This window comes from Burkholderia sp. 9779_493 (genome assembly GCF_015712215.1).
Lineage (GTDB): Bacteria > Pseudomonadota > Gammaproteobacteria > Burkholderiales > Burkholderiaceae > Burkholderia > Burkholderia cenocepacia.
This window is the reverse complement of record NZ_JACCQA010000022.1, coordinates 38,193-62,597: the sequence shown is the minus strand read 5'-3', so window position 1 is coordinate 62,597 and position 24,405 is coordinate 38,193. Positions and strand designations below refer to the sequence as shown.

The following is a 24,405-nucleotide window of genomic DNA, read 5'->3' as shown; positions in this document are numbered from 1 at the left end:
GAAAGCGGCATGCGCGCCGCCGGGCAACCGAAGCACGGCGGCGGCGGCAGATCACGCCCCAGAGAACGTGAGTCGGCCCGGGACGACCGATCTGACAGCGCAGGCCGCGCAATGGCTCACGCGCGCGCTTTTCCGTGCCGCACGACGATCATAGCGCGGCCGGATGCGCGATGCGGGAACCGACGGGGGAAGCCGTACCGGCGCGGGACGCGGCGGCTGGCGACGACGGGCAGCCCGCGCCGAACGGCGGGGCTGCCGGGAAAGGCAGAATCAGCGGCCGGGCTGGCGCTCGACGTCGGCCCAGCAGTTCGGCGTTTCGTACAGACGCACGCGCTCGAGGCGCAGATTCACGCCGTAGTGCGCGTCGTACACGTTCGCGAGCAGGTCGAACGCGATCGCCGCGAGGTTCTCGACGGTCGGGATCCGGTCGATCACGACCGTCTTGTGGTCGGCCATCTGCTCGAGGAACGACCGCACGACCTCGTCGCGCGCATAGACCAGGAACGCGTGATCCCACTTGCTGACGAGGTGCTCCATCGCGAGCGCCTTCACGTCGGCGAAATCCATCACCATGCCGCGGTCGGGCGCCCCCTCGGTATCGACGAGATCGCCGCGCAGCGTGATTTCGAGCACGTAGCGATGGCCGTGCAGGTTCCTGCACTGGCTGCGGTGATCGGGGATGCGGTGGCCCGCGTCGAATTCGAGTTTTCGGGTAATCAGCACGATGTCAAAAGCCGTGGCTCAGGGAATGTTCAGATATTTGTGGGTCTGCATCGACAGCCGCCACTGCGGATGACGCTTGCACCAGTCGATCGCGAGCTTCGTATTGAGGTCGCGCGACGGGCCGTCCATCGGCTGGACCAGGAAATACTCGAAGTCGAGCTTCGCGTAGTCGGCCAGCCGCTGGTTGTCCTGCGGCACGACGACCTTCAGTTCGTTGCCCTTCGTGACGACGAGCGGCGCATCCGCCTTCGGGCTCACACAGATCCAGTCGATCGATTCGAGCACCGGCAGCGAACCGTTGGTTTCGATCGCGATCTCGAAGCCGGCCGCATGCAGCGCGTCGACGAGCGGCTGGTCGAGCTGCAGCATCGGCTCGCCGCCCGTGCAGACGACGAAGCGGTGCGCTTCGCCCTCCGGCCACAGGCCGGCGATCGTCGCGACGAGCGCGGCGGCGTCCTTGAACTTGCCGCCGTTCTCGCCGTCGGTGCCGACGAAGTCCGTATCGCAGAAGCGGCACACGGCCTCCGCACGATCCTCTTCGCGGCCCGACCACAGATTGCAGCCGGCGAACCGGCAGAACACGGCCGGCCGGCCCGCATTCGCGCCCTCGCCCTGCAACGTGTAGAAAATTTCCTTGACCGCGTAAGTCATCGTCCTTCGTCCGGCTCGCGCCGCTCGTTGTCGATCAGAATCCGTTGTCCATCAAGCGCCGCCGGCGCAGCCGCGTCACAGCGGCGCTTCGGTCACCCGCTCGCCCTTCAGGTAGGCCTCGTAGCCGCGCTTGCGCAGCTTGCAGGCCGGGCATTCGCCGCAGCCGAAGCCCCAGTCGTGCAGTTCCGCGCGTTCGCCCACGTAGCAGGTGTGCGTCTCGACGCGGATCAGTTCGACGAGCGCGTCGCCGCCGAGCTGTTCGGCGAGCTGCCAGGTCTGCGCCTTGTCGAGCCACATCAGCGGCGTCTCGAGCACCATGCGCGTATCCATCCCGAGATTCAGCGCGACCTGCAGCGCCTTCATCGTGTCGTCGCGGCAGTCCGGATAGCCCGAAAAATCGGTCTCGCACATCCCGCCGACCAGCACGCGCAGCCCGCGCCGATAGGCGATCGCCGCGGCGATCGTCATGAACATCAGGTTGCGGCCCGGCACGAACGTGTTCGGCAGGCCGTTGGCCGTCGTCTCGATCTCGATCGTGCGCGTCATCGCGGTATCGCTGATCGCGCCGAGCACCGACAGGTCGATCATGTGATCGTCGCCGAGCCGGTCCGACCACGCGGGAAACTTGCGCTTCAGCGCTTCGCGCACGCCTTCGCGGCACTCGAGTTCGACGCGATGACGCTGGCCGTAGTCGAAGCCGAGCGTCTCGACCGTCTGGTAGCGTTCGAGGGCCCATGCCACGCACGTGGCGGAATCCTGCCCGCCGGAAAACAACACGAGCGCGCCGTCTTTAGCGTCTGTCCGAATCACCGTGATACTCCGTGAATGTGTAGGCTCGCGTCGCACTGCGCCCCGAGGCCGGCTGCCGCCGGGCGGCCCGACGCGGCCGGCCTGTGCCGGCTCGACCAGTATAGGCAGCGCGCTCGGCCGCGAATGCGGCGGCGCGCTTATACCGCTCATCGCACGGCATCGTTGCCGCGCGCCACGGCAAGCGCACCGCGAGCAGCCTGCCATGCGCATGAAGCGATGCGCTAAGTCATTGAGCGGGCACGGATTTTATCATGCCCCGGCGAATGCTGCCGGGCCCGCGGCCCACGACACGCGATACCCACCACAAACGAAAAACCCCAAGAACCTTCCGATTCTTGGGGTTTTAAATGCTGGTGGCCTGGGACGGAATCGAACCATCGACACGCGGATTTTCAATCCGCTGCTCTACCAACTGAGCTACCGGGCCAACGAAGAATGAAAGTATATCGAGCTATTCGCCCCCGAGCAAGTGCTTTCGCAAAATATTTTACAGCGCGCCTTCGGACGGCTTCTTGCCGAGCTCGACGCCGAGTTGCTTGAGCTTGCGATACAGGTGCGTGCGCTCGAGGCCCGTCTTCTCCGCGACGCGCGTCATGCTGCCGTTCTCGCGCGCGAGGTGATATTCGAAGTACGCGCGCTCGAACGCATCGCGCGCTTCGCGCAACGGGATGTCGAACGGGATCGCGGCCGTCTGGCCCGCGAGGCCGAGCGCCGACGCCATGTCGTCGCCGAGCGTCGGCAGCGCCGCCGCGGACGCGACCGCCGCCGGCCCCGCGGCCTGCCCGCCGCCCGCCTTCGCCGCCGCGTTCGCGGACACCGGCGCCGCGCCGCGGGCGAGACCGTGCTCGACCGACTTCAGCAGCTTCTGCAGCGCGATCGGTTTCTCGAGGAAATCGAGCGCGCCGATCTTGGTCGCCTCGACGGCCGTATCGATCGTCGCGTGCCCGGACATCATGATCACGGGCATCGTCAGCAGCCCCTGCGCCGCCCATTCCTTGAGCAGCGTGACGCCGTCGGTATCGGGCATCCAGATATCGAGCAGCACGAGATCGGGCGCCTGATTCAGCCGGTATTCCCGCGCGGCCTGCGCGTTCTCCGCCGCCTCGACGACATGTCCTTCATCGCTGAGGATCTCCGAGAGCAATTCCCGGATGCCCATTTCATCATCTACCACCAGGATGGTTGCCATTTACGCTGCCTTTGTCTGCTCACTTGCTTTTGTCTTGGCGGGTGTCGTCCCGTCCTGTGCGCCCGGTTCGGCGCCTGGCGTATCGCTCGCCATCTGCAGGAAGAGGATCGACACCTGCGCACCCTCGACGGTCTCGCCGTGCATGCGATTGCGCAGATCGATCCGCGCGCCGTGCTCGTCAACGATTTTCTTGACCGTGGCCAGCCCGAGCCCCGTGCCCTTCGCCTTGGTCGTCACGTAAGGCTCGAACGCACGGGTCAGGATGCGTGCCGGAAAACCGGGCCCGTTGTCGGACACGGTAAGACGTACCGCGACGCGCGTTTTGCCCTCGGCGTCGGGGTCGCCATATTCTACTGTCTTGGTTTCGATCAACACACGCGGATGCGCGGACTCCGCGACCGAATCCTGCGCATTCTGCAGCAGGTTGTGAATCACCTGGCGCAATTGCGTCGCGTCGCCGCGAATCACCGGCAGCGACGGCGCGAGCTCGGCGACGATCGGGCTCTTGCCCTCGCCGACGCCGTACAGCCCGAGCACCTCGCTCGCCAGTTCGTTCAACTGCAGGTTCGCGAGCACCGCCGGCGGCGTGCGCGCGTATTCGCGAAAATCGTCGACCATCCGCTTCATCGCGGCCACCTGGTTCACGATCATCGTCGCGCCGCGCTTGAGCACGTCTGCGTCGGGCGGCGCAAGCTTGTCGGACAGCTTCATCTGCAGCCGCTCGGCCGACAGCTGGATCGGCGTCAGCGGATTCTTGATCTCGTGCGCGAGCCGCCGCGCGACCTCGCCCCACGCGACCGAACGCTGCGCGGAAATCACGTCGGAAATGTCGTCGAACACGACCACGTAGCCGGACGTCTGCGGATCGTCGGCCTGCCCTTCGACCGTCGACACGAGCCGCGTACCGCGTACGAGCAGCGTCAGCGGATCGGTTTCGCCCGGCACCTCGATCGCGAACTGCTGCTGCCAGTGGCCGCGATCGCCGCTGCCGCCGTCGGACGCCGCCTCGCGATCGGCGAACGCCTTGCGCACCATCGCGCCGAACCCGGCGGCCACGCCGATCCGGTCGAGCGTCGTGCCGATCAGCGTGTTGAACGGCTGCCGGAAGATCCGCTCGGCGCCGCGATTGGCCGTCGTCAGCCGGAACTGGCGATCGAGCACGAACACGCCGGCCGTCAGGTTCGCGAGGATGCTCTCGAGATACGTCTTCGAATGCTCGAGCGCGATGCGGTTCTTCTCGACCGCGAGCCGCGCCTCGGACAACTGGCGCGTCATCGCGTTGAACGACTGCGTGAGGAAGCCGAGCTCGTCGCGCGTCTTGATCTCGCGCTTCGGCGTGTAGTCGCCTTCCGTGATCTCCTTCGTGCCCTGCGCGAGCAGGAACAGCGGCCGTGCGAGCTGCTGGCCGAGCGCGAGCGCGAGCATCATCGCGATGAAGGTCGCGAGGAACAGCGCGAGCGTCAGCGTGCCGATGTACATCTTGCGCAGCCCCGTGCGGCCGAGCGACTTTGCCTGGTACTCGCTGTACGCGCGCTGCACGGCGTCCGCGTTGTGCGCGAGCGTCGGCGGCACCGGCTGCGTGAGCTGCAGGAACCGCTCCGCCGGCTGCAGCAGCGACGTCGTCGCGTCGGGAATCGGCCGCACGACGCGCAGCCGCAGCGCGCCCTTCGCGCCGTGTGCGCGCGGGTCGCCGTCGACTTCACCCTCGATCGCCGCATACGCGCCGTGTTCGCGCGCCTGGCTCAACATCAGCGGCGTCGGCAGGTCGTCCGGAATCAGCGCCGCGAAATTGCCCGACGCCTGCGCGACGATGTGCAGGTCGGGCGCGGCGCCCGAGCCGCCGCGGCTCGGCTCGACGATCGTCGCGTCCTGCACGCCGAACTGGTCGCGCAGCCGCAGCAGCGTGAGCGTCGTGCCGTTCGTGTTCGCATCGACGCTCGCGAGCTGGTCGGACATCAGCCGCGCCTTCGTCTGCAGATCGGACAGCGACGCATCGAGCATCCCGCGGCCGAGGTTCAGGCCGGCCGTCAGCGCCGTCTCGACGTTCACGTCGAACCACGACTCGATACTGCGCGACACGAACTGGTACGACACGATGTAGATGATCCCGCCCGGCACCACGCCGACGAGCGCGAAGAACACCGCGAGCTTCGCGAGCAGCCGTGTGCCGAACTTGCCCTTCCTCAGGCGCACGACGATCATCCCGATCAGCCCGAGCACCACGAGCAGGAACACGAGCGCGACGACGATGTTCGTCGCGTACAGCCACGAGTAGTAGCGATCGAAGAATTCGGTGTTCGCGCTCGCGGCCGCCAGCAGCACGAGCAGCAGCAGCGCGGTCAGCGCGACGGTCGAGACGATCACGCGGACGAGGAGGCTCTTCCCGCTGGCCGCGCGGCGTACTTTATTTAGCACGTTCGGTCACCGTGAAGTTGAAGCGCTTCCAGTCCGACCCGAGCGTCCAGTCGCGATTGTTTACCGCGTCGACCTGGAACGGCTTCGGCATCAGCGCCGTATCGAGCTGCATCCGCACCGACGCCGTGTAGGTTTCGCCGGCACGCACCTGGTTACGGTCGATCACGTGCCACGACGTGATGTGCCGTACCACCGCGAGCGCATCCTTCAGCGACGGGAAGCCGAGCTGCAGGCCGCCCGTCGACACGCGGTACTCGCGCGTGAGCGGCTGGAACGACAGGCGGATCGTCTGCGTGACCGCTACCGGCTGCTCGTCGAACCAGTACCAGCGCGCGCGGCTCAGCTCGAAGTCGGTCGTGAAGTAAAGCGGGATGCCCTTGTTGACGGCATCCTCGAGGTTCGGATTCAGCTCGAAGTCGAACCGTGCGTCGAGGCTCCAGCCGCTTCCGTCGGACTGGAGCGACGCGCGTTGCACGGCGATCGATTCGGCATGCGCCGGCCGCACGACGGCCAGGCACAGCGTCAACGCGACCAGCAAGACGGCCGCGAGCCGAAAGGGAAAAAGGTGTTTGATCGTCACCGTTTCTGAAACCGCGCGTAGAAAAATCCGTCGTGATCGGTGTTCTGGTCGAGTGCGCCGGCGGCCGCCCGTCCCTGCACGCCGCCCGGCAGCAGTTGGCCGGGGGCGTCCAATCGTACCGCATCTTCACAGGCCGCTTCAAACCAGCGGGCCTGCCCTTCGCCTTCTTCGGGGAAGATCGAACAGGTCACGTAAAGCAGTTCGCCGCCCGGCTTCACGAGCGGCCACAGCGCCGACAGGATGCGACGCTGCTCCGCGACCAGCGCCGGGATGTCGGCCTCGCGGCGCAGCCAGCGGATGTCGGGGTGCCGCCGCACGATGCCGGACGCCGAGCACGGCACGTCGGCCAGGATGCGATCGAACGGACGCCCGTCGTACCACGCGTCCGGCGCGCCCGCGTCGCCGACGCACACGTTCGCCGCGAGCGACAGGCGCACGAGATTCTCGCCGATGCGCGCCGCGCGCGTCGCGTCGCTTTCGAGCGCCACGACTTCCGCGTCGGCGAGTTCGAGAATATGGCCGGTCTTGCCGCCGGGCGCCGCGCACGCGTCGAGCACGCGCATGCCGTCGCGCGCGCCGAGCCATTCGGCCGCGAGCTGCGCGCCGGCGTCCTGCACCGACACCACGCCGTCGGCGAAGCCCGGAATGCGGTCGACCGGCAGCGCCGACGCGAGCCGCACCGCATGCCGGCCGATCGCGACCGCTTCGATTCCGCTCGCACGCAGCGTGTCGAGATACGCATCGACGTTCGCGCGACGCGCGTTCACGCGCAGCGTCAGCGGCCCCTGGCGCTCGCCGGCCGCGAGGATCGCCTGCCACGCGTCGGGCCATGCGCGCTTCACCGCATCGACCCACCACGCACGGTAGTTCCAGCACGCAACCGGATCGTCCTGCATCGCCGCGACGAGTGCGTCGCGCTCGCGCAGGAAACGGCGCAGCACCGCGTTGACCATCCCCTTCGCGAACGCGAATTCGCGCCGCGCACCGATGACGGTGACGGCCTGGTCGACCACCGTGAACGCCGGGTACGCAGCTTCGTCAGGCGGGTCGAGCAGCAGCGCGAACGCGCCGGCGAGCACCGCGTGCACGTGCGCGGGCGGCGCCTTGCTGACGAACTTGCCGATCAGCCAGTCCGCGCTGCCGAGGCGACGCATCGTCCGGTAGGCGACGTCCTGCGTCGCGCCGCGTGCGAGCGCCTGCGCGCCGGACGGCATCTGCGCGAATACCGTCGACAGTGCCGCCGGCAACGCGGTGCCGCGTCGCACCGCATCGACCGCCTGCGCGGCCGCGTCGAGCGCGAAGCCGAGCGAATCGGGCGCCAGGTGCAGCGCAGCCAGGCGCGCCGGGCGGCCGGAAGAAGTCGGAGCGGAAGAACGGGGTCGTGTCATCGGTACGGAATCGGCAAGCAGGCGCGGCAAACAAATGCGGCAAACGGCGGGATCGCAGTCGCCGGATGGCCCGGCGATCCCAAACCGCGCATTGTAGCGTGCGACCATGCTGCCCCTTTGGCCCCTTTACGGCGAGCGCAAATGAAACACCCCGCAGCACGGCGCATGCGGGGTGGCAAGGGGGCCTCCGCGCGACATCAGCCGCGCGGTACACCGGAGGTCAATCGAAGCGGCCGGTGCGCGCCATCTCCATCAGGCGCGCGATGCGTTCCTCGGTGGCCGGGTGCGTCGAGAACAGGTTCTGCAGGCCGCCGCCGTGCAGCGGGTTCATGATCATCATCTGCGCGGTGGCCGGATGGGCCTCGGCCGCCTGGAACGGAATGCCCGCCGCATAGCGATGAATCTTGTCGAGCGCGGTGGCGAGCGACTGCGGATCGCCGGAAATCTGCGCGCCGCCGCGGTCGGCCTCGAACTCGCGGGCCCGCGAAATCGCCATCTGGATCAAGGCGCCCGCGATCGGCGCGAGCAGCGCGACCGCGATACCCGCGATCGGATTGGCCGGCCGGCCGTTCTCGTCGCGCCCGCCGAAGAACATCGCGAAGTTCGCGAGTGCCGAGATCGCACCCGCCATCGTCGCGGTGATCGTCGAGATCAGGATGTCGCGGTGCTTCACGTGCGCGAGCTCGTGCGCCATCACACCGCGCATCTCGCGCTCCGACAACACGCGCAGGATACCCGTCGTCGCGGCGACCGCCGCGTGCTCGGGGTTGCGGCCCGTCGCGAACGCGTTCGGCGCATCCTCGTTGATCAGGTAGACGCGCGGCATCGGCAGGTTCGCGCGCGTGGCCAGCTCGCGCACCATCCGGTAGAACTGCGGCGCCGTGTTCTCGTCGACTTCCTGCGCGTTGTACATGCGCAGCACCATCTTGTCCGAGAACCAGTACGAGAAGAAATTCATGCCGAGCGCGAACAGCAGCGCGATCGTCATGCCGCGCGAGCCGCCGATCATCCCGCCGATCACGATGAACAGGGCCGTGATCGCGGCCATCAGCATCGCCGTTTTGACCCAATTGAACATACCCACTCCTTATCCGTCAGGGGACCGCCGCGCATCACAGGGCGCGGCGGAAAATTGTAAGCGATTTGTTAGATAAGGTCTTGCCGGAAAAATTCAATCTCAGCGTTGCGACGTTGCAAGACGAAGTCCGAGGCCGACGAACGCGCTGCCGACCGTGCGGTCGAGCCACTTCTTGACGCCCGGCTTGCCGGAAAAGCGCTGTGTGACGCTGCCCGCCACCCACGCGACCAGGCTCGTCCAGACCGTGCTCATCGCGACGAACACCGCGCCGAGGGTCAGGAACGCCCATGCCTTGTGCGGACTGTCGGCCGAGACGAACTGCGGGAAGAACGACACGAAGAACAGCACGACCTTCGGATTCAGCACGTTGGTCCAGAAGCCCTGCATGAACAGCTGGCGCAGCGGCTTGGCGGCCGCGGCCTGCGCGGCTGCGGCGCCCGACGGCGCGGCGGCCTGCTTCGCGATGATCATCCGCACGCCGAGATAGATCAGGTAGGCGGCGCCGACCAGCTTGATCACCGTGAACGCGGTGGCCGACGCGGCCAGCAGCGCGGTCAGGCCGAACGCGCAGGCGAGCGCGTGAACGCAGCAGCCGGCCGAAATGCCGAACGCCGACATCAGCCCCGCGCCGCGCCCCTGCGCAACGCTGCGGCCGACGATGTAGGCCGTATCAGGGCCGGGCGTGACGTTCAGCAGGAAAACCGCGAACACGAAGAAGCCGAAATGGGTGATGCCGAACATGAAAACCTCGAAACCGGAGAGCGCAGGGAAATTCTACGCGCGCCTGCCGCACCGCGCGACTCGGCCGTCCGGCCAGTTGCGCCGGGCCGGCAGACCGGGTCGAATGGCACTCAGGCCGTGTCAGTCGACGTCGGGCAGCGCGAACCGCTGGCCCGCGGCGAGCGGCGAACCGGCGAGGAATTCGCGCGCGGGCAGCCGCTTGCCGCCCGGCTTCTGCAGCTGAGTGACGCGCAGCGCGCCGCTGCCGCATGCGACCACCACGCCTTCCGGCGCGGCTTCGACGATCGTGCCGGGCGCCGCGTTGGCCATCGTGCTGCGCGCCGCCACGGGCTCGGCCGCCCACAGCTTGATGGCCGCGCCGTCGAGCGTCGCGACGCCGCCCGGGAACGGATCGAATGCACGCACCTGGCGCGCGAGTACGTCGGCCGGCTTGCGCCAGTCGAGCGCCGCTTCGTGCTTGCCGATCTTTTCCGCGTAGGTCACGCCGTCGGCGGGCTGCGGCGTCGCCGGCAGCGTGCCGTCACGCTCGAGCCGCACGAGCGCGTCGACGATCAGCCGCGCGCCGTCGGCGGCGAGGCGGTCGTGCAGCGTCGCGGTCGTATCGTCGGGCGCGATCGCGATGCGCGCCTCCTCGATCATCGCGCCGGTGTCGAGGCCGACGTCCATCTGCATCAGCGTGACGCCCGTCTCGGCGTCGCCGGCCTCGATCGCCCGATGGATCGGCGCGGCGCCGCGCCAGCGCGGCAGCAGCGACGCGTGGATGTTGATGCAGCCCGCGCGCGGGATGTCGAGCACCTCCTGCGGCAGCAGCAGGCCGTACGCGGCCACCACCATCACGTCGTGCGGCGTCGTGCGCAGCAGTTCGATCGCGTCGGCCGCCTCCGCCGGGTACTTGCCGGCGCGACGCAGCGACGGCGGTTGCGCGACGGTCATCCCGTGCTCGACGGCGTAGCGCTTCACGGCACTGGCCTGGAGTTTCATCCCGCGGCCGGCCGGGCGATCGGGCTGGGTAAGCACGAGCGGCACCGGGAAACCGGCCTCGTGGATCGCGGCAAGGGCAGCCGCGGCGAATTCCGGCGTGCCGGCAAAAATCACGCGCAACGTATGGGTCATGACAGCGTTCGGGGTCGGGCTGGGTGCACGCGCATCACATCGCGCGTTCGAGTTTCTTCATCTTCGTCTTGATGCGCGTCTGCTTGAGCGGCGACAGGTATTCGACGAACACGCGGCCCATCAGGTGATCCATCTCGTGCTGGACGCACACGGCGAGCAGACCCTCGCAGTCGAGCTCGAACGTCTCGCCCTGCTCGTTGAGCGCACGCACGCGCACGTGGTCGGGGCGCTCGACTTCGTCGTAGATGCCGGGCACCGACAGGCAGCCTTCTTCATAAGTCTGCTTCGCGTCGCTCGACCACACGATTTCCGGGTTGATGAACGCGCGCAGCTCGTTCTTCTCCTCGGAGACGTCGATCACGATTACGCGCTCGTGCACGTCGACCTGCGTGGCCGCCAAGCCGATGCCGGGCGCCGCGTACATAGTTTCGGCCATGTCGGCGACGAGCTTGCGGATCCGGTCGTCGACCTTGTCGACGGGCTTCGCGACCTTGTGCAGCCGCTTGTCGGGGTAATGAAGAATATTGAGCAAAGCCATGGTGTTCGGTATTCGGTGGAGCGGCGTGCCGCATCGGCCATCCGGCCGGCTGGCGCCGCCGCCGGGATGCAATGAAGATGAGGCGGATGCGTGGCATATCAATGCCGCGGATCGCGCCTCCTGCAATCGGCCGGGCGCCTGCGCGCACGGCCCTGTCGAGTATTTCGGATGATGAAAATTTTATCATGGCGCCACGCGCTTCGCTGGCCGCCGCATTCGAGGGCCGCCTCATGTCGCCGCAAGCGCTGACGCCCGCCGCGCTGCGCGCATGGCTGCAGTTCGCGCATGCGCCCGGCCTCTCGCCTGCCGTGCTGCAACTGCTGCTCGCGGCATTCGGCTCGCCGGAGGCGTTGCTGCGCGCGTCCGACGAGGCGATCGCCACCGTGAGCAGCCCCGCCGCCGCGCAGGCCGTGCGCATGAGCGAGCGCGACGATCTCGATACGCGCACCGCCGCCGCGCTTGCGTGGCTCGACGGGCCGGGCAACGTGCTCGTCACGCTGAGCGATCCGGCCTACCCGCCGCGGCTGCGCGACCTGCACGATCCGCCGCCGCTGCTATATGTAAAGGGAGGGCTCGAGCTGCTGCACGCACGCGGCCTCGCCGTGGTCGGCAGTCGCCATGCGACGCCGCAAGGGCTCGCCGACGCCACGCAGTTCGCCCGCACGTTGTCCGACGCGGGCCTCACGATCGTCTCCGGCCTGGCGCTCGGGATCGACGGCGCCGCGCACAGTGGCGGGCTCGACGGCCGGTCGGGCACCGTCGCGGTGATCGCGACGGGCGCCGATCTCGTCTATCCGGCGAGGCATCGCGCGCTCGCCCACGAGATCGCCGCACGCGGCGCGATCGTGTCGGAATGGCCGCTCGGCACGCCGGCCCGCGCCGCGCATTTCCCGCAGCGCAACCGGCTGATCGCCGCGCTCGCGATCGGCGCGCTCGTCGTCGAGGCCGCCCCGCGCTCGGGCTCGCTGATCACCGCGCGGCTCGCGAACGAATTGGGGCGCGACGTGTTCGCGATACCCGGTTCGATCCACGCCCCGCTCGCGCAGGGCTGCCACGCGCTGATCCGCGACGGCGCGAAGCTCACCGCGGCGCCGCTCGACGTGCTCGAGGAATACGGGCTGGACGAACCGGCGGCGCGCGCAACGAGCGGCGCAATGCGAGCCGGCAATCAGGGCTCGAACACCGACGCGCTCCGCGAACCTGAAACTGCCGGCATCGCGCAAGCGAATCCCACGGCGGCGACCACCACACCGGCCTCAATCGAAGCCGCTCCACCAGGCAATCCGTCGGAACGAGCGGTGCTCGCCGCCCTGGGATACGGCCCCGTGACATACGAATGGCTGGCCGAACACAGTGGCCTGTCCGACGACGTGCTGCATGGCGCGCTGCTCGCGCTGGAACTGGCCGGCCGCGTCGCGAGCGTCGCCGGCGGCCGCTTCGCGCGGCTTGACGCAGCGCCCACCCCCTCCACGCGGGGCGTGCTACATTCCCCGGCATAGGGGCGGCCCGGCCGCCGACGCTACCCAAGGAATGCCATGCCCGCGCTGAATCTCGACACCGATGCCGATCGGATCGCCGAGCGCCTCGCCGATCCCGGCACGTTGCTGGTCGCCTGCCTGTGCGCCGAGTGGTGCGGCACGTGCCGCGACTACCGCACCGCCTTCGACCAGCTCGCCGACGCGCATCCGGACGCCTGCTTCGCCTGGATCGACATCGAAACCCATGCCGACCGGCTCGACGATCTCGACGTCGAGAACTTCCCGACCATCCTGATCGAGGATGCCCACACCGCGCGCTTCTTCGGCACGGTGCTGCCGCACGCGGCGATCGTCGAGCGCATGCTGTCCGACCTGAGCGCGGTGCCAGGTGCGCCGCACGCACCGAAATTGCGCGACGTCCTGAACGTCGAAGCCTGAATCCGCGGCCGGCCCGGCGGTTTTGCGCCCGTTTGCGCGCGCCGCCGCGTCGGACGCTTGCCGCCGTTGCGGCCCCCCTCTATGATGAGCCGCTTTTTATACGCCGAGCCGCCGTCGCTGCGGCGTGTGCTATAAAGCGGTCGTAAAAGGGACCCACAACCGGCGAACCCGGTCTACCAACACACACCTGTCATGTCCAAAGCACTGATCATTGCGGAAAAGCCTTCTGTCGCGAACGACATCGCACGCGCTTTGGGCGGCTTTACCAAGCATGACGAGTATTACGAGAGCGACGATTTCGTCCTTTCGTCCGCTGTCGGCCACCTGCTGGAAATCGCCGCCCCGGAAGAGTACGAGGTCAAGCGCGGGAAATGGAGCTTCGCGCATCTTCCCGTCATTCCGCCGCATTTCGACCTGAACCCGATCGCAAAAAGCGAGTCACGCCTCAAGGTGCTCACGAAGCTGATGAAGCGCAAGGACGTCGACCGCCTGATCAACGCATGTGACGCGGGGCGCGAAGGCGAGCTGATTTTCCGCCTGATCGCGCAGCACGCGAAGGCCAAGCAGCCGGTCCAGCGCCTGTGGCTGCAATCGATGACGCCGCAGGCGATCCGCGACGGTTTCGCGAACCTGCGCAGCGACTCCGACATGCAGCCGCTCGCCGACGCCGCACGCTGCCGCTCGGAAGCCGACTGGCTCGTCGGGATCAACGGCACCCGCGCGATGACGGCGTTCAACAGCAAGGGCGGCGGCTTCTTCCTGACCACCGTCGGTCGCGTTCAGACGCCAACGTTGTCGATCGTCGTCGAACGCGAAGAGAAAATCCGCCGCTTCATCCCGCGCGACTACTGGGAAGTGAAAGCCGAATTCGCGTGCGCGGGCGGCTTCTACGAAGGCAAGTGGTTCGACCCGAAATTCAAGCGCGACGAATTCGATCCGGAAAAGCGCGACTCCCGCCTGTGGAGCCTGCCGGCCGCCGAAACGATCGTCGCCGCCTGCCGCGACCAGGTCGGCACGGTGTCCGAGGAATCGAAGCCGTCGACGCAGCTGTCGCCGCTGCTGTTCGACCTGACGAGCCTGCAGCGCGAGGCGAACAGCCGCTTCGGCTTCTCCGCGAAGAACACGCTCGGCCTCGCCCAGGCGCTGTATGAAAAGCACAAGGTGCTGACCTACCCGCGTACCGACGCGCGCGCGCTGCCGGAAGACTACCTGTCGACGGTCCAGTCCACGCTCGAGATGCTCAAGGAGAGCCACAACTACCTGCCGCATGCCAAGCAGGTGCTCGACAAGGGCTGGGTGAAGCCGAACAAGCGGATCTTCGACAACTCGAAGATCAGCGATCACTTTGCCATCATCCCGACGCTGCAGGCGCCGAAGTCGCTGTCCGAGCCGGAGCAGAAGCTGTACGACATGGTCGTGAAGCGCTTCCTCGCGGTGTTCTTCCCGGCCGCCGAATTCCGCGTGACGACGCGCATCACCGAAGTCGCCGGGCATCACTTCAAGACCGAAGGCAAGGTGCTCGTCGAACCGGGCTGGCTGCAGGTGTACGGCCGCGACGCCGAAGGCGCGGACGCGAACCTCGTGCCGGTGCAGAAGGACGAGAAGGTGAAAACGGACGAAATCGCCGCCGTCGCGCTCGTGACCAAGCCGCCCGCACGCTACTCGGAAGCGACGCTGCTGTCCGCGATGGAAGGCGCCGGCAAGCTGGTCGAGGACGACGAGTTGCGCGAGGCGATGGCCGCGAAAGGTCTCGGCACGCCGGCGACGCGCGCGGCGATCATCGAAGGCCTGCTCGGCGAGAAGTACCTGCTGCGCGAGGGCCGCGAACTGATCCCGACCGCAAAGGCATTCCAGCTGATGACGCTGCTGCGCGGCCTCGGCGTGAAGGAACTCACCGCGCCCGAGCTCACCGGCGAATGGGAATACAAGCTGTCGCAGATGGAGCGCGGCAATCTCGGCCGCGACGCGTTCATGCAGGAAATCGCCCGCATGACGCAGCAGATCGTCAAGCGCGCGAAGGAATACGATTCCGACACGATCCCCGGCGACTACGCAACGCTCGAGACGCCGTGCCCGAACTGCGGCGGCCAGGTGAAGGAAAACTACCGCCGCTTCGCGTGCACGAAGTGCGACTTCTCGATCTCGAAGATCCCGGGCAGCCGGCAGTTCGAGATTCCGGAAGTCGAGGAGCTGCTGCAGAAGAAGGAAATCGGGCCGCTGTCCGGGTTCCGCAGCAAGATGGGGCGCCCGTTCTCGGCGATCCTCAAGCTGTCCTTCGACGACGAGACGAAGAACTACAAGCTCGAGTTCGATTTCGGCCAGGACCAGGGCGGCGAGGAAGGCGAAGCGCCCGACTTCTCCGCGCAGGAACCGGTCGGCGCGTGCCCGAAGTGCAAGGGCCGCGTGTTCGAGCACGGGATGAGCTACGTGTGCGAGCACTCGGTCGCGAACCCGAAGACCTGCGACTTCCGCTCGGGCAAGGTGATCCTGCAACAGGAAATCACGCGCGAGCAGATGGGCAAGCTGCTGGCCGACGGCCGCACGGATCTGCTGCCGAACTTCAAGTCGTCGCGCACCGGCCGCAACTTCAAGGCGTTCCTCGTGAAGCAGCCGGACGGCAAGATCGGTTTCGAGTTCGAGAAGAAGGAGCCGAAAGCCGCCGCCGCGAAGAAGACGGCCAAATCGGCGACGAAGGACGCCGAAACCGTGACGGAAGGCGCCGAGGAGAAACCGGCCCCGGCCCGCAAGACAGCCGCCCGCAAAACCACGGCGCGCAAGACGGGTTCGTGACGGCCCGGCCGCCGGGCGCCGCCTGCGGCGCGTCCGGCGCCGGCCCGCAGCCATAAAAAAACGCGGATCGAACGATCCGCGTTTTTTTGTGCCGGCTGGGGCGCTGCCGGGCCTGGGCCGCCGAGCCGTTACAGCGGCGACGGCACCGCCACGCGCGTGCGCGGCGAACGCGCCAGACGCGGCTGCAGGTTCGGATCGGTCGATTCGGGCTGCTCGGCACGCATCTCGACGCCGATCGGCGGCAGCGTCGCGCCCTGCGCGGCCCACTGTTCGCCCATCATCGCGTCGGTCGAATGGCTGAAATGCTCGACGAGATGGTCGATGAACGTGCGCACCTTCGCCGGCAGATGGCGCCGGCTCGGGTAGGCGATGTTGATCTCGACCTGCGGCAGCCGGAAATCCGGCAGCAGCCGCACGAGCGCGCCGCGCGCGATGTCGCTGCCGATCAGGTAGCTCGGCAGAATCGCGACCCCCATCCCGAGCAACGCGAACTGGCGCAGCATCGCGGTGTTGTTCGCGACGATCACGTTGGTCGGGCGCACGCGCACTTCGCCGTCCGGCCCCGTGAACACGCGCTCGTCGCCCCAGTATTCGGTCGGCAGGCTCAGCGCCGGATGCTCGGCGAGCTGTTCCGGATGCGTCGGCACGCCGTGCTTCTCCAGATAGCTCGGCGTCGCGCACACGGTCATGCAGCCGGTGGTCAGGCGCCGCGTGACGATGCTCGCGCTGCGCATCTGGCGCGTGACGACGATGCCGACGTCGAAGCCTTCCTCGACGAGATCGACCTGCCGGTCGACCAGCGTGAGATCCGGCACCACCTTCGGGAAATTCTCCGTGTACGACTGCAGCACGGGCGCGAGGTTGTGCAGGCCGAACACGACCGGCGCAACGATGCGCAGCGTGCCGACCGGCTCGTGATTGCGTGCGACGACCATCTGCTCGACATCCTCGAGCTCGTCGAGGATCTGGCGGGCACGCTCCAGATAGACCTGACCCGACTCCGTCAGGGAGAGGCTGCGCGTGGTGCGGTTAAGCAAACGCGTGCCGAGCCGGCCTTCCAGATCGGCGACGTGGCGCGTCGCGACCGCGTTGGAGATATCCATTGCGCTCGCGGCCCGCGCGAAACTGCCGAGATCTGCAACCTTGACGAACACGCGCATCGACTGCAAATGATCCATAAACGACTCCTGCCGCTGTTACAACTTCAAAAAGATGAAGCAAATGCGTAATTCTCCTACGACAGCGGAAATGATGCAGAGTTGCTCAACAAGGGGCCGGTTGACGATAAAAATAGTCAAAAATCCTCGCCTTCCGCGGATAGTTGATCCAATTATTCTGCTTGGAGCAACAATTGGGTGAACCTCGTCGAGGAAGTGGCCGAATCAGGAAGGACCTATTTGATGCGACACAACAGCGCACCCCGTCGCACGGCGCAGGAGCGGCGCCGGGTGTGGCCGGCGCCGATTGCGGCGGAGCGTAACAACCTGTTAAAAAGACACCACGAAGGCGGCCGACGTTGCATCATGTCGGCCCCGGCCGGGCGGGACGGGCGCGCAACGTGCGCCACCGCCACGGCCGCTTTCAACGCGCGACACCCCGTTCACCATGAAAATTGCCATCCTCGACGACTACCAGGACGCCGTCCGCAAGCTGAACTGCTTCGAGATGCTCGCCGGCCACGACGTAAAGGTCTTCAACAATACGGTGCGCGGCCTGGGACAGCTCGCCAGCCGTCTGGCGGAAGTCGAGGCGCTCGTGCTGATTCGTGAACGGACCCCGATTACCTCGCAGCTGCTGTCGAAGCTGCCGAACCTGCGCATGATCAGCCAGACCGGCCGCGTGTCGAGCCACATCGATCTCGACGCGTGTACCGACCGCGGCATCGCGGTGCTCGAAGGCACCGGTTCGCCGGTCGCGCCGGCCGAGCTGACCTGGGCGCTCGTGATGGCCGCCCAGCGCCGCATTCCGCAATACGTCGCGAACCTGAAGCAAGGCGCGTGGCAGCAGTCGGGCCTGAAGACGTCGGCGCTGCCGCCGAACTTCGGCCTCGGCCAGGTGCTGCGCGGCCAGACGCTCGGCATCTGGGGCTACGGGAAGATCGGCCGGCTCGTCGCCGGTTACGGCAAGGCGTTCGGGATGAACGTGCTGGTGTGGGGCCGCGAGCATTCGCTCGAAGCCGCACGCGCCGACGGCTACGCGGCCGCCGACAGCCGCGAAGCGCTGTTCGAGCAGAGCGACGTGCTGTCGCTGCACCTGCGCCTGCATGACGACACGCGCGGCATCGTGAAGCAGGAAGACCTGATGCGGATGAAGCCGACGTCGCTGCTCGTCAACACGAGCCGCGCCGAGCTGCTCGAGGAAAACGCGCTCGTCAACGCGCTGTCGCACAACCGTCCGGGGATGGTCGCGATCGACGTGTTCGAAAGCGAGCCGATCCTGCAGGGCTACAGCCTGCTGCGGATGGAAAACGTGATCTGCACGCCGCACATCGGCTACGTCGAACGCGAAAGCTACGAACTGTATTTCAGCGCCGCATTCCGCAACATTCTCGCGTTCGACGACGGCGACATGTCGAGCGTCGCCAACCCGGAAGCGCTGACGCCGATCCGCAAGCGCTGATCGCACGGGCCGCGCGCGCCGCGCGGCCCCACCGTTTCATTCCCCGCTCGTCAGGCGGCCACGCGGCCGCCCGTCATCGCGCCGACGCGCGCGAGGAAGTGCTCGCCGTCGCGCCGTCCGAGATCGTACGCATGCCGCATCTGCGACGGGCTCGTGTAGTCCCAGCTCGAAATCGGTACCTTGCTCGACGGCTGCACATACAACCGCCGCTGGTCGCCATGCGCGACCGTGAACATCTGCGGACGCGGATACAGCCGGGTGACGAGCACCAGCACGTCGCCCGGCGACGGATCGAGCGCATCGACCGGCACGTTGTCGACCATCCCGCCGTCGAGCACCGGCCGGCCGCCACGCCGCAGCACCGGCGTGAACGGCGGCGTGCAGGACGACTGCAGGATCAGGTCGGCGAGCTCGTCGACTTGCGTGCAGGCCTGCGCCCGCACGAATTCGGGCCGGAAACCGAGCGTGCGCCCGAGCGTCGGGTGCAGCGTCTTGCGCACGTACTTCTCGATGTTGTATGCGACGAGGCCGGCCGCGACGGCGCTGCGCGCGCCGAGCCAGCGCGGCACGTGCGACACGCCGATGCGGATCTCCGGCGCCGTGGCGAGCTTCGCGAACGGCTCGCCGTAAATGTCGAGCAGCGCCTGACGATAGATCCGGTAATGCGGAAACACGGGCTCGCGCCCGAACAGGTTGCCCCAGTACGCATTCTTCCGGTTGTGGCGCAGCGCTTCTTCGTAATAGCGCATCACCCACGCGGCGTCGCGTGTATACAGCATGCAGGCGGTGGCCGCGCCGGCCGAGATGCCGGTGATCACGCGCGGGCGCAGGTCAAGGGCCCGCCGCGCGACGTCCCAGAAGCCGGCCTGCCACCAGCAGCGATTGCCGCCGCCCGCGAATACGATCTGGTCGAACATCGCGCCGCTCAGCTGACGAGCGCGTAGGTCGACGTCGCGTGAACGGCCATCTTGCCGTCCTCGTCGAACAGCTCGACTTCGCCGAACACGAGGTTGCGGCCCATCCGCAGCACGCGCGCGGTGACGAGCACGTCGCCCTTGCGCACGGGACGCATGAAGTTCGTGTTCAGCGACACCGTCGTCATCGGCCGGAATTCGCCGAGCGCCGACGAGATCGCGACCACCATCGCGGTGTCGGCGGCCGCCGTGAACACCTGGCCGCAGATGATGCCGCCCGAATGGCGGAACTCGCCGGAAAACGGCAGGCGCAGCGTGACGCTGTCATCGCCGATCGACACGGGGACCAGACCCAGCGAGCGGACCCACGGGGCCAGCAGGCGATCCAGCAATTCGCGGACTGCGTTTTCGTCCATCTTCGGATGTCCAGAAAACGTTGCGCGACCGCCGCGCAACGCGTGTGGCGTCATCATACCGGGAGCGCGCAAACTGCGATCGCTCGTTACCGCGCTGACAGCCGCGGTTGTCTTGACGAAATATTTTCAGGAAATTTGCACAAAGGGCTTGCCATGTCCTGAAAACCCCGGCATAATCTTTCTTCTGTTGGGGGCGTTAGCTCAGTTGGTAGAGCAGCGGACTCTTAATCCGTAGGTCGAGTGTTCGAGTCACTCACGCCCCACCAGGAATTCCAAAGGCCGGTCAGCGAAAGCTGACCGGCCTTTTCCGTTTTGGCCGCCGCATTCGTCGCGGCGCGCGCCTTTGGCGCCGATACGCGAGCGCACGCCCGTTGCACATCGTTTCCGCTAGAATCCTCCGACAAATATCACACGACCGGCGCAGGGTTCGTCGTTTGCCCGCCGGCACTGAGAGAACATGGGACGTCAGACATGGAAGCATGTGAACGAGACGCGACCATTCAGAGGGCATGGTTGCGCCGATATCGGCCCGTCCGTCGCGATGGGCCGTGCATCCGGACACACCCGACTCCGCACGGCGCACGAACCGGATCGCGTCATGCCCGGTAAGGACGCGCTGCTCGCACTGATGATCGGCGTCGTCCTGTTCGTGCTGGCCGGCGTGCTCGCCATCACGGCCGGCCGGGAACCGGGCAATCTGGTCCGCGCGCCGGGCACGGTCGTGCGCATCGTCCAGGACAGCGACGCGATGCATGCGTACCGGCCGATCGTCGCGTACCTCGCGAACGACGGCCAGCGCCGCGAAGTCGCCGGCAATACCGCGTCGACGGTCCCCGCCTACGACATCGGCGAGAACGTCGACGTCCTGCTCGACCCCGCGCACCCCGAGCGCCCCGCGCTGATCGACGATTTCACGCAACGCTGGTTTCCGGCGGCCGTGCCGGCGCTGCTCGCCGTCGCGTCGTTCGCGATCGGCGGCCTGCTGATTGCCCGCGAGCGTCGCCACCGGCAATCGGACCCGGCGCCGCGCCGCGTCGTGCACACGCCGGCACGGCGTCGCTGGGATGTCGCGATCGTGCTGATTCCGATCGCGATCGGCACGGGCTTCCTCGCCGGCGCCGGCGCGGCCGGCCTGCGTCAGTGGCAGATCGTCCATCACTATGCGCGCTCGACCGGCCATGTGGTCGAGATCGCGAAAAACGGGCGGTCGTCGCGGTCGCGCACGTCGCTGTATTCGGCCGTCGTCGCGTTCACGACCGACAGCGGGCGGCTGATCACGTTCGCGCAGGGCTCGGCGTCGTCGCACCCCGGGCTGCACGAAGGCGACGCGGTCAACGTGCTGTACGACCCCGTCACGCCCGAGCGTGCGCTCGTCGACCGCTTCTGGGATCGCTGGGGCCTGACGGCCATCCTGTTCGCGATCGGTGCGCCGTTCCTGGCGGCCGGGCTGTTCGTCGCCGCGACGCTATGGCCCGACCATCGGCCGCACAGCACTGCTCAATGACGCACGCGCGGCGCGGCCACCGCCGCAGCGCGCGTGTCACCGCTCCCTGAACGCCTCCACCTTCGCGCGGTTCCCGCACGTGCGCATGTCGCACCACCGTCGCCCGACGCCGCGGCCGCGATCGACGAAGAACCACGTACACCGGCCGCACTGCCGCACCCGCGCGAAATCGTCGCTGCGCATCAGATCCTCGAAACCGAGCGCGATCGCATCGACCCAGCGCGACGCGGCCCGCGCATCGGGCCGCCACGCGAAGCGGCCGCCGACCGCATCGAATGCGCTGCGCCCGATCGCATCGCGGATCGCCACCGCGAGCCGCTCCGCCGCGCGCGCGCCCGCGCTGCCGCCACCTTCAGCCGTCAGATGTGCGATCGCGACGTACGCGTCTTCGCGAAAGCGGCGCAGCGCCGCGAGTTCGTCGGGGCCGTCCTGCCGCGGATGACGTAGCAGCCGCGCCAGATCGTCCGGCGCCGGCAACCCCGCTTTCCCGGCCCACGCGCGCACGGCCGGCCAGTCGACGAGCTTGTCCTCGGCGCGCGTCTTGCCCGTGTCGGCCACCGTGTTGAGGAAGTCGAGCGCCGGATGGCCGCCGACGAAATCGGCCGCGCGCCATTCGTGCCGGGGTCGCACCGGGTCGGATCGAGTAACCATTTATTTTCACCTATTCGGTTTCACATTCGGAAATTCCGGCGTAACCTGTTAACAACCAAAACAGGTTAGCACGGAGAAGCCGATGCTCGAACTCCCGAACCGCTTCAATTTCGAAGGCCACCGGATTGCATGGGGCACGCTCGGCGAAGGGCCGCCGCTCGTGCTGGTGCACGGCACGCCGTTTTCGTCGCAGGTATGGCGCCGGATCGCGCCGTGGCTCGCGCGGCGCCATCGCGTGTATTTCTACGACCTGCTCGGCTACGGGCAGTCCGACATGCCGGACGCGGACGTGTCGCTGGGTCGCCAGAACGCGCTGTTCGGCGCGCTGCTGAATGAATGGAAACTCGCGCGGCCGCGCGTACTCGCGCACGACTACGGCGGCGCAACCGCACTGCGCGCGCACTTTCTCGACGGCATCGCATATGCGGATCTCACGCTGGTGAACCCGGTCGCGATCGCGCCGCAAGGCTCGCCGTTCGTCCGTCACGTCGCGCAGCACGAAGCCGCGTTCACCGGCCTGCCCGCGTACGCGCATCACGCGCTTCTGTCGGCCTATCTCGGCAATGCGGTCGCGCGCCCGCTGAGCGACGACGCGCTGTCGATCTACCGTGCACCGTGGCTCACGCCGGCCGGCCAGGCCGCGTTCTATCGGCAGATCGCGCAGATGCGCCAGCGCTACATCGAGGAAGCGGAGGCCCGCTACGCGCCGCCGGACTTTCCGGTGCGCATCGTGTGGGGCGAGGACGACGCGTGGATTCCGCTCGAGCAAGGGCAGGCGCTCGCCGATCGCATCGCGAACGGCCAGTTGATCCGGGTGCCGCACGCGGGCCATCTGGTTCAGGAAGATGCGCCCGAAGCGATCGTCGCCGCGGTGCTCGACGCGCACGCGCAACGCTGAGCGCGCCCCCATCGCGCCGCGTCGTCAGAACGCCGGCACGCCTTGCGCGAGCGTCGCGACGAACTTCGCGGTGCGCGGGTCGCGCGGCCGGCCGAACAGGTCGCGCGATGCGCCGGCTTCGACGATGCGGCCATCGGCGAGAAACACCGCATCGTGCGCGATCGACGCGGCGAGGCGCAGGTCATGCGTGGCCATCAGCATCGTCGTGCCTTCACGCGCGAGCTGGCGCAGCACCTCGACCACTTCGACGGACAGCTCCGGATCGAGCGCCGACGTCGGTTCGTCGCACAGCAGCACCTGCGGCGACGGCGCGAGCGCCCGCGCGATCGCCACGCGCTGCTGCTGGCCGCCCGACAGCGTGGCCGGCCATGCGTCGGCCTTGTCCGCGATGCCGACCTTGTCGAGCAGCGCGAGCGCGCGCTCCCGGGCCCGCTCGCGCGGCCAGCGCTGCACGGTCACGAGCCCCTCCATCACGTTCTGCACGACGCTCAGGTGCGGAAACAACTGGAAGTTCTGGAACACCATGCCGGTCTGCTTGCGCACCGCGAACACCGCGTCGCGCGACGGCCGGCGCGCCGGCACGAAGTCGATGCGTGCGTCACCGACGACCAGCGCACCCGCCTCCGGCACTTCGAGCAGGTTCACGCAGCGCAGCAGCGTGCTCTTGCCGCTGCCGGACGGCCCGATCAGCGCGGTCACGCTGCCCGGCTGCAACGCGAGGTCGATTCCGCTCAGCACGCGATGCGCGCCGAACGACTTGTCGATGCGTTCGAGGCGGATCATCGCAACTCCGCGTGGAACAGCGCGTGCCGGCCGAAGCGGGTTTCGAGGCGACGTTGCAGCGTGGACAGCACCGAGCTGAACAGCAGATAGATCAGCGCGGCTTCGGTATAGAGAATCAGCGGCTCGTAGGTCACGGCCGCGATGCGTTGCGCGGCCTGGAAGATCTCGGGCACCGTCAACACGGCCGCGAGCGACGTGTCCTTCACGAGCGAGATGAACGAGTTCGACAGCGCGGGCAGCGCGACGCGCGCGGCCTGCGGCAGGATCGCGCGGCGCAGCGCCTGCGCGCGCGTCATCGACATCGAGTACGCGGCCTCCCACTGCCCTTTCGGCATCGATTCGATCACGCCGCGAATCACTTCCGCGTTGTATGCGCCGACGTTCAGCGAGAAACCGATCACGGCGGCCGTCAGCGGATCGAGCACGATGCCGACGTTCGGCAATCCGTAGAAGATCACGAACAGTTGCACGAGCAGCGGCGAGCCGCGGAACAGCCAGATATAGAACCGCACGACGGCCTGCGCACAGCGCGGCCCGAACAGCCGCGTGAGCGCCGCGCCGAACGCAAGCAATAAACCGATCGCGAACGACGCGAGCGTGAGCGGAACCGTGAACACGAGCCCTGCAACGAGCAGGGGCCGCAGCGATTCCGCCATCAGGTGCAGCCAGGCCGGCATCGTTCAGCCTC

The 24,405-nt window shown here is 67.7% G+C and carries 23 protein-coding genes and 2 tRNA genes; 7 read left to right on the top strand and 18 right to left on the bottom strand.

The window, feature by feature from the left end; genetic code table 11:
• Positions 1 to 270: 270 nt before the first annotated feature.
• From queD to def, 12 genes are all read right to left on the bottom strand, one after another.
• Entirely contained in the window at positions 271 to 723 is a 453-nt protein-coding gene (queD, locus tag H0X95_RS22570; protein ID WP_006482561.1) for a 6-carboxytetrahydropterin synthase QueD, read from the bottom strand.
• Between the two features lie 18 nt (positions 724 to 741).
• Entirely contained in the window at positions 742 to 1,374 is a 633-nt protein-coding gene (gene queE, locus H0X95_RS22565) for a 7-carboxy-7-deazaguanine synthase (RefSeq protein ID WP_006482565.1), read from the bottom strand.
• A gap of 75 nt (positions 1,375 to 1,449) precedes the next feature.
• Positions 1,450 to 2,184, bottom strand: a complete 735-nt coding sequence (gene queC, locus H0X95_RS22560; RefSeq protein ID WP_006495384.1) for a 7-cyano-7-deazaguanine synthase QueC — start codon at positions 2,182 to 2,184, stop codon at positions 1,450 to 1,452.
• A 351-nt stretch (positions 2,185 to 2,535) separates the two neighbouring features.
• A tRNA-Phe gene (locus tag H0X95_RS22555) sits at positions 2,536 to 2,611 on the bottom strand.
• A gap of 60 nt (positions 2,612 to 2,671) precedes the next feature.
• Positions 2,672 to 3,373 carry a response regulator transcription factor EsaR gene (gene esaR, locus H0X95_RS22550; protein ID WP_006495385.1) on the bottom strand — a complete coding sequence of 234 codons (702 nt, stop codon included), beginning with the start codon at positions 3,371 to 3,373 and terminating at the stop codon, positions 2,672 to 2,674.
• Positions 3,374 to 5,788 carry a sensor histidine kinase EsaS gene (esaS, locus tag H0X95_RS22545; protein WP_034178451.1) on the bottom strand — a complete coding sequence of 805 codons (2,415 nt, stop codon included), beginning with the start codon at positions 5,786 to 5,788 and terminating at the stop codon, positions 3,374 to 3,376.
• Positions 5,778 to 6,368, bottom strand: a complete 591-nt coding sequence (locus H0X95_RS22540) for a DUF4390 domain-containing protein (protein ID WP_006477467.1) — start codon at positions 6,366 to 6,368, stop codon at positions 5,778 to 5,780. The genes esaS and H0X95_RS22540 overlap by 11 nt, the downstream gene beginning before the upstream one ends.
• Positions 6,365 to 7,756 carry a 16S rRNA (cytosine(967)-C(5))-methyltransferase RsmB gene (gene rsmB / locus H0X95_RS22535; RefSeq protein ID WP_006485768.1) on the bottom strand — a complete coding sequence of 464 codons (1,392 nt, stop codon included), beginning with the start codon at positions 7,754 to 7,756 and terminating at the stop codon, positions 6,365 to 6,367. The genes H0X95_RS22540 and rsmB overlap by 4 nt, the downstream gene beginning before the upstream one ends.
• 220 nt (positions 7,757 to 7,976) lie before the next feature.
• A complete protein-coding gene (gene htpX / locus H0X95_RS22530; protein WP_006485774.1) occupies positions 7,977 to 8,834 on the bottom strand; it encodes a zinc metalloprotease HtpX in 858 nt (285 codons plus the stop codon).
• A gap of 99 nt (positions 8,835 to 8,933) precedes the next feature.
• Positions 8,934 to 9,575: a LysE family translocator gene (locus tag H0X95_RS22525; RefSeq protein ID WP_048987587.1), complete on the bottom strand. Its 642-nt coding sequence runs from the start codon at positions 9,573 to 9,575 to the stop codon at positions 8,934 to 8,936.
• Between the two features lie 120 nt (positions 9,576 to 9,695).
• Positions 9,696 to 10,688, bottom strand: a complete 993-nt coding sequence (fmt, locus tag H0X95_RS22520; RefSeq protein WP_059720851.1) for a methionyl-tRNA formyltransferase — start codon at positions 10,686 to 10,688, stop codon at positions 9,696 to 9,698.
• 34 nt (positions 10,689 to 10,722) lie between these two features.
• A complete protein-coding gene (def, locus tag H0X95_RS22515) occupies positions 10,723 to 11,226 on the bottom strand; it encodes a peptide deformylase (protein ID WP_006485794.1) in 504 nt (167 codons plus the stop codon).
• A 185-nt stretch (positions 11,227 to 11,411) separates the two neighbouring features.
• On the opposite strand from def, the gene dprA reads away from it, so the two are divergent.
• The 3 genes from dprA (at position 11,412) to H0X95_RS22500 (ending at position 15,932) form a co-directional block, all read left to right on the top strand.
• A complete protein-coding gene (dprA, locus tag H0X95_RS22510) occupies positions 11,412 to 12,725 on the top strand; it encodes a DNA-processing protein DprA (protein ID WP_059720850.1) in 1,314 nt (437 codons plus the stop codon).
• A 36-nt stretch (positions 12,726 to 12,761) separates the two neighbouring features.
• Positions 12,762 to 13,142, top strand: coding sequence for a thioredoxin family protein (locus H0X95_RS22505; RefSeq protein WP_006485786.1), 381 nt, complete (start codon positions 12,762 to 12,764; stop codon positions 13,140 to 13,142).
• A gap of 192 nt (positions 13,143 to 13,334) precedes the next feature.
• Positions 13,335 to 15,932 (top strand): DNA topoisomerase III, encoded by a 2,598-nt coding sequence (locus H0X95_RS22500; RefSeq protein WP_012492332.1) that lies wholly within the window; start codon positions 13,335 to 13,337, stop codon positions 15,930 to 15,932.
• Between the two features lie 128 nt (positions 15,933 to 16,060).
• Here H0X95_RS22500 and H0X95_RS22495 read toward each other — a convergent pair whose 3' ends face one another.
• Positions 16,061 to 17,110: a LysR family transcriptional regulator gene (locus tag H0X95_RS22495; protein WP_006485796.1), complete on the bottom strand. Its 1,050-nt coding sequence runs from the start codon at positions 17,108 to 17,110 to the stop codon at positions 16,061 to 16,063.
• Positions 17,111 to 17,537: 427 nt separating this feature from the next.
• Here H0X95_RS22495 and H0X95_RS22490 point away from each other — a divergent pair, with 427 nt between their 5' ends.
• The gene (locus H0X95_RS22490) at positions 17,538 to 18,551 is read left to right on the top strand and encodes a D-2-hydroxyacid dehydrogenase family protein (RefSeq protein ID WP_059720849.1); all 1,014 of its coding nucleotides are present in this window, start codon (positions 17,538 to 17,540) and stop codon (positions 18,549 to 18,551) included.
• A gap of 50 nt (positions 18,552 to 18,601) precedes the next feature.
• On the opposite strand, the gene H0X95_RS22485 is transcribed toward H0X95_RS22490, so the two are convergent.
• Together H0X95_RS22485 and H0X95_RS22480 are read right to left on the bottom strand one after the other, a co-directional pair.
• Complete coding sequence (locus H0X95_RS22485) at positions 18,602 to 19,468, bottom strand: patatin-like phospholipase family protein (RefSeq protein ID WP_059720848.1); 867 nt, start codon at positions 19,466 to 19,468, stop codon at positions 18,602 to 18,604.
• A gap of 8 nt (positions 19,469 to 19,476) precedes the next feature.
• The gene (locus H0X95_RS22480) at positions 19,477 to 19,881 is read right to left on the bottom strand and encodes a PaaI family thioesterase (protein WP_034201217.1); all 405 of its coding nucleotides are present in this window, start codon (positions 19,879 to 19,881) and stop codon (positions 19,477 to 19,479) included.
• A gap of 190 nt (positions 19,882 to 20,071) precedes the next feature.
• Between H0X95_RS22480 and H0X95_RS22475 the strand changes: the two genes are divergently transcribed.
• Together H0X95_RS22475 and H0X95_RS22470 are read left to right on the top strand one after the other, a co-directional pair.
• A tRNA-Lys gene (locus tag H0X95_RS22475) sits at positions 20,072 to 20,147 on the top strand.
• A 191-nt stretch (positions 20,148 to 20,338) separates the two neighbouring features.
• Entirely contained in the window at positions 20,339 to 21,385 is a 1,047-nt protein-coding gene (locus H0X95_RS22470) for a DUF3592 domain-containing protein (protein WP_059720847.1), read from the top strand.
• A gap of 36 nt (positions 21,386 to 21,421) precedes the next feature.
• Here H0X95_RS22470 and H0X95_RS22465 read toward each other — a convergent pair whose 3' ends face one another.
• Entirely contained in the window at positions 21,422 to 22,036 is a 615-nt protein-coding gene (locus H0X95_RS22465) for a CGNR zinc finger domain-containing protein (protein WP_006495393.1), read from the bottom strand.
• Between the two features lie 82 nt (positions 22,037 to 22,118).
• Here H0X95_RS22465 and H0X95_RS22460 point away from each other — a divergent pair, with 82 nt between their 5' ends.
• Positions 22,119 to 22,934, top strand: coding sequence for an alpha/beta fold hydrolase (locus H0X95_RS22460; protein WP_006495394.1), 816 nt, complete (start codon positions 22,119 to 22,121; stop codon positions 22,932 to 22,934).
• A gap of 24 nt (positions 22,935 to 22,958) precedes the next feature.
• Here H0X95_RS22460 and H0X95_RS22455 read toward each other — a convergent pair whose 3' ends face one another.
• Together H0X95_RS22455 and H0X95_RS22450 are read right to left on the bottom strand one after the other, a co-directional pair.
• The gene (locus H0X95_RS22455) at positions 22,959 to 23,717 is read right to left on the bottom strand and encodes an amino acid ABC transporter ATP-binding protein (protein ID WP_006485792.1); all 759 of its coding nucleotides are present in this window, start codon (positions 23,715 to 23,717) and stop codon (positions 22,959 to 22,961) included.
• A complete protein-coding gene (locus H0X95_RS22450; RefSeq protein WP_006495395.1) occupies positions 23,714 to 24,394 on the bottom strand; it encodes an amino acid ABC transporter permease in 681 nt (226 codons plus the stop codon). Before H0X95_RS22450 ends, H0X95_RS22455 begins: the two co-directional genes overlap by 4 nt.
• Between the last annotated feature and the right edge of the window lie 11 nt (positions 24,395 to 24,405).

Coding starts and splice junctions, on each gene's coding strand:
- fmt (WP_059720851.1), bottom strand. CDS start 10,688: ATGACCCATACGTTGCGCGTGATTTTTGCCGGCACGCCGGAATTCGCC.
- H0X95_RS22455 (WP_006485792.1), bottom strand. CDS start 23,717: ATGATCCGCCTCGAACGCATCGACAAGTCGTTCGGCGCGCATCGCGTG.
- H0X95_RS22470 (WP_059720847.1), top strand. CDS start 20,339: ATGGGACGTCAGACATGGAAGCATGTGAACGAGACGCGACCATTCAGA.
- H0X95_RS22485 (WP_059720848.1), bottom strand. CDS start 19,468: ATGTTCGACCAGATCGTATTCGCGGGCGGCGGCAATCGCTGCTGGTGG.
- H0X95_RS22490 (WP_059720849.1), top strand. CDS start 17,538: ATGAAAATTGCCATCCTCGACGACTACCAGGACGCCGTCCGCAAGCTG.
- H0X95_RS22465 (WP_006495393.1), bottom strand. CDS start 22,036: ATGGTTACTCGATCCGACCCGGTGCGACCCCGGCACGAATGGCGCGCG.
- def (WP_006485794.1), bottom strand. CDS start 11,226: ATGGCTTTGCTCAATATTCTTCATTACCCCGACAAGCGGCTGCACAAG.
- htpX (WP_006485774.1), bottom strand. CDS start 8,834: ATGTTCAATTGGGTCAAAACGGCGATGCTGATGGCCGCGATCACGGCC.
- H0X95_RS22525 (WP_048987587.1), bottom strand. CDS start 9,575: ATGTTCGGCATCACCCATTTCGGCTTCTTCGTGTTCGCGGTTTTCCTG.
- H0X95_RS22460 (WP_006495394.1), top strand. CDS start 22,119: ATGCTCGAACTCCCGAACCGCTTCAATTTCGAAGGCCACCGGATTGCA.
- queE (WP_006482565.1), bottom strand. CDS start 1,374: ATGACTTACGCGGTCAAGGAAATTTTCTACACGTTGCAGGGCGAGGGC.
- H0X95_RS22500 (WP_012492332.1), top strand. CDS start 13,335: ATGTCCAAAGCACTGATCATTGCGGAAAAGCCTTCTGTCGCGAACGAC.
- H0X95_RS22495 (WP_006485796.1), bottom strand. CDS start 17,110: ATGGATCATTTGCAGTCGATGCGCGTGTTCGTCAAGGTTGCAGATCTC.
- H0X95_RS22450 (WP_006495395.1), bottom strand. CDS start 24,394: ATGCCGGCCTGGCTGCACCTGATGGCGGAATCGCTGCGGCCCCTGCTC.
- H0X95_RS22505 (WP_006485786.1), top strand. CDS start 12,762: ATGCCCGCGCTGAATCTCGACACCGATGCCGATCGGATCGCCGAGCGC.
- esaR (WP_006495385.1), bottom strand. CDS start 3,373: ATGGCAACCATCCTGGTGGTAGATGATGAAATGGGCATCCGGGAATTG.
- rsmB (WP_006485768.1), bottom strand. CDS start 7,756: ATGACACGACCCCGTTCTTCCGCTCCGACTTCTTCCGGCCGCCCGGCG.
- H0X95_RS22480 (WP_034201217.1), bottom strand. CDS start 19,881: ATGGACGAAAACGCAGTCCGCGAATTGCTGGATCGCCTGCTGGCCCCG.
- dprA (WP_059720850.1), top strand. CDS start 11,412: ATGGCGCCACGCGCTTCGCTGGCCGCCGCATTCGAGGGCCGCCTCATG.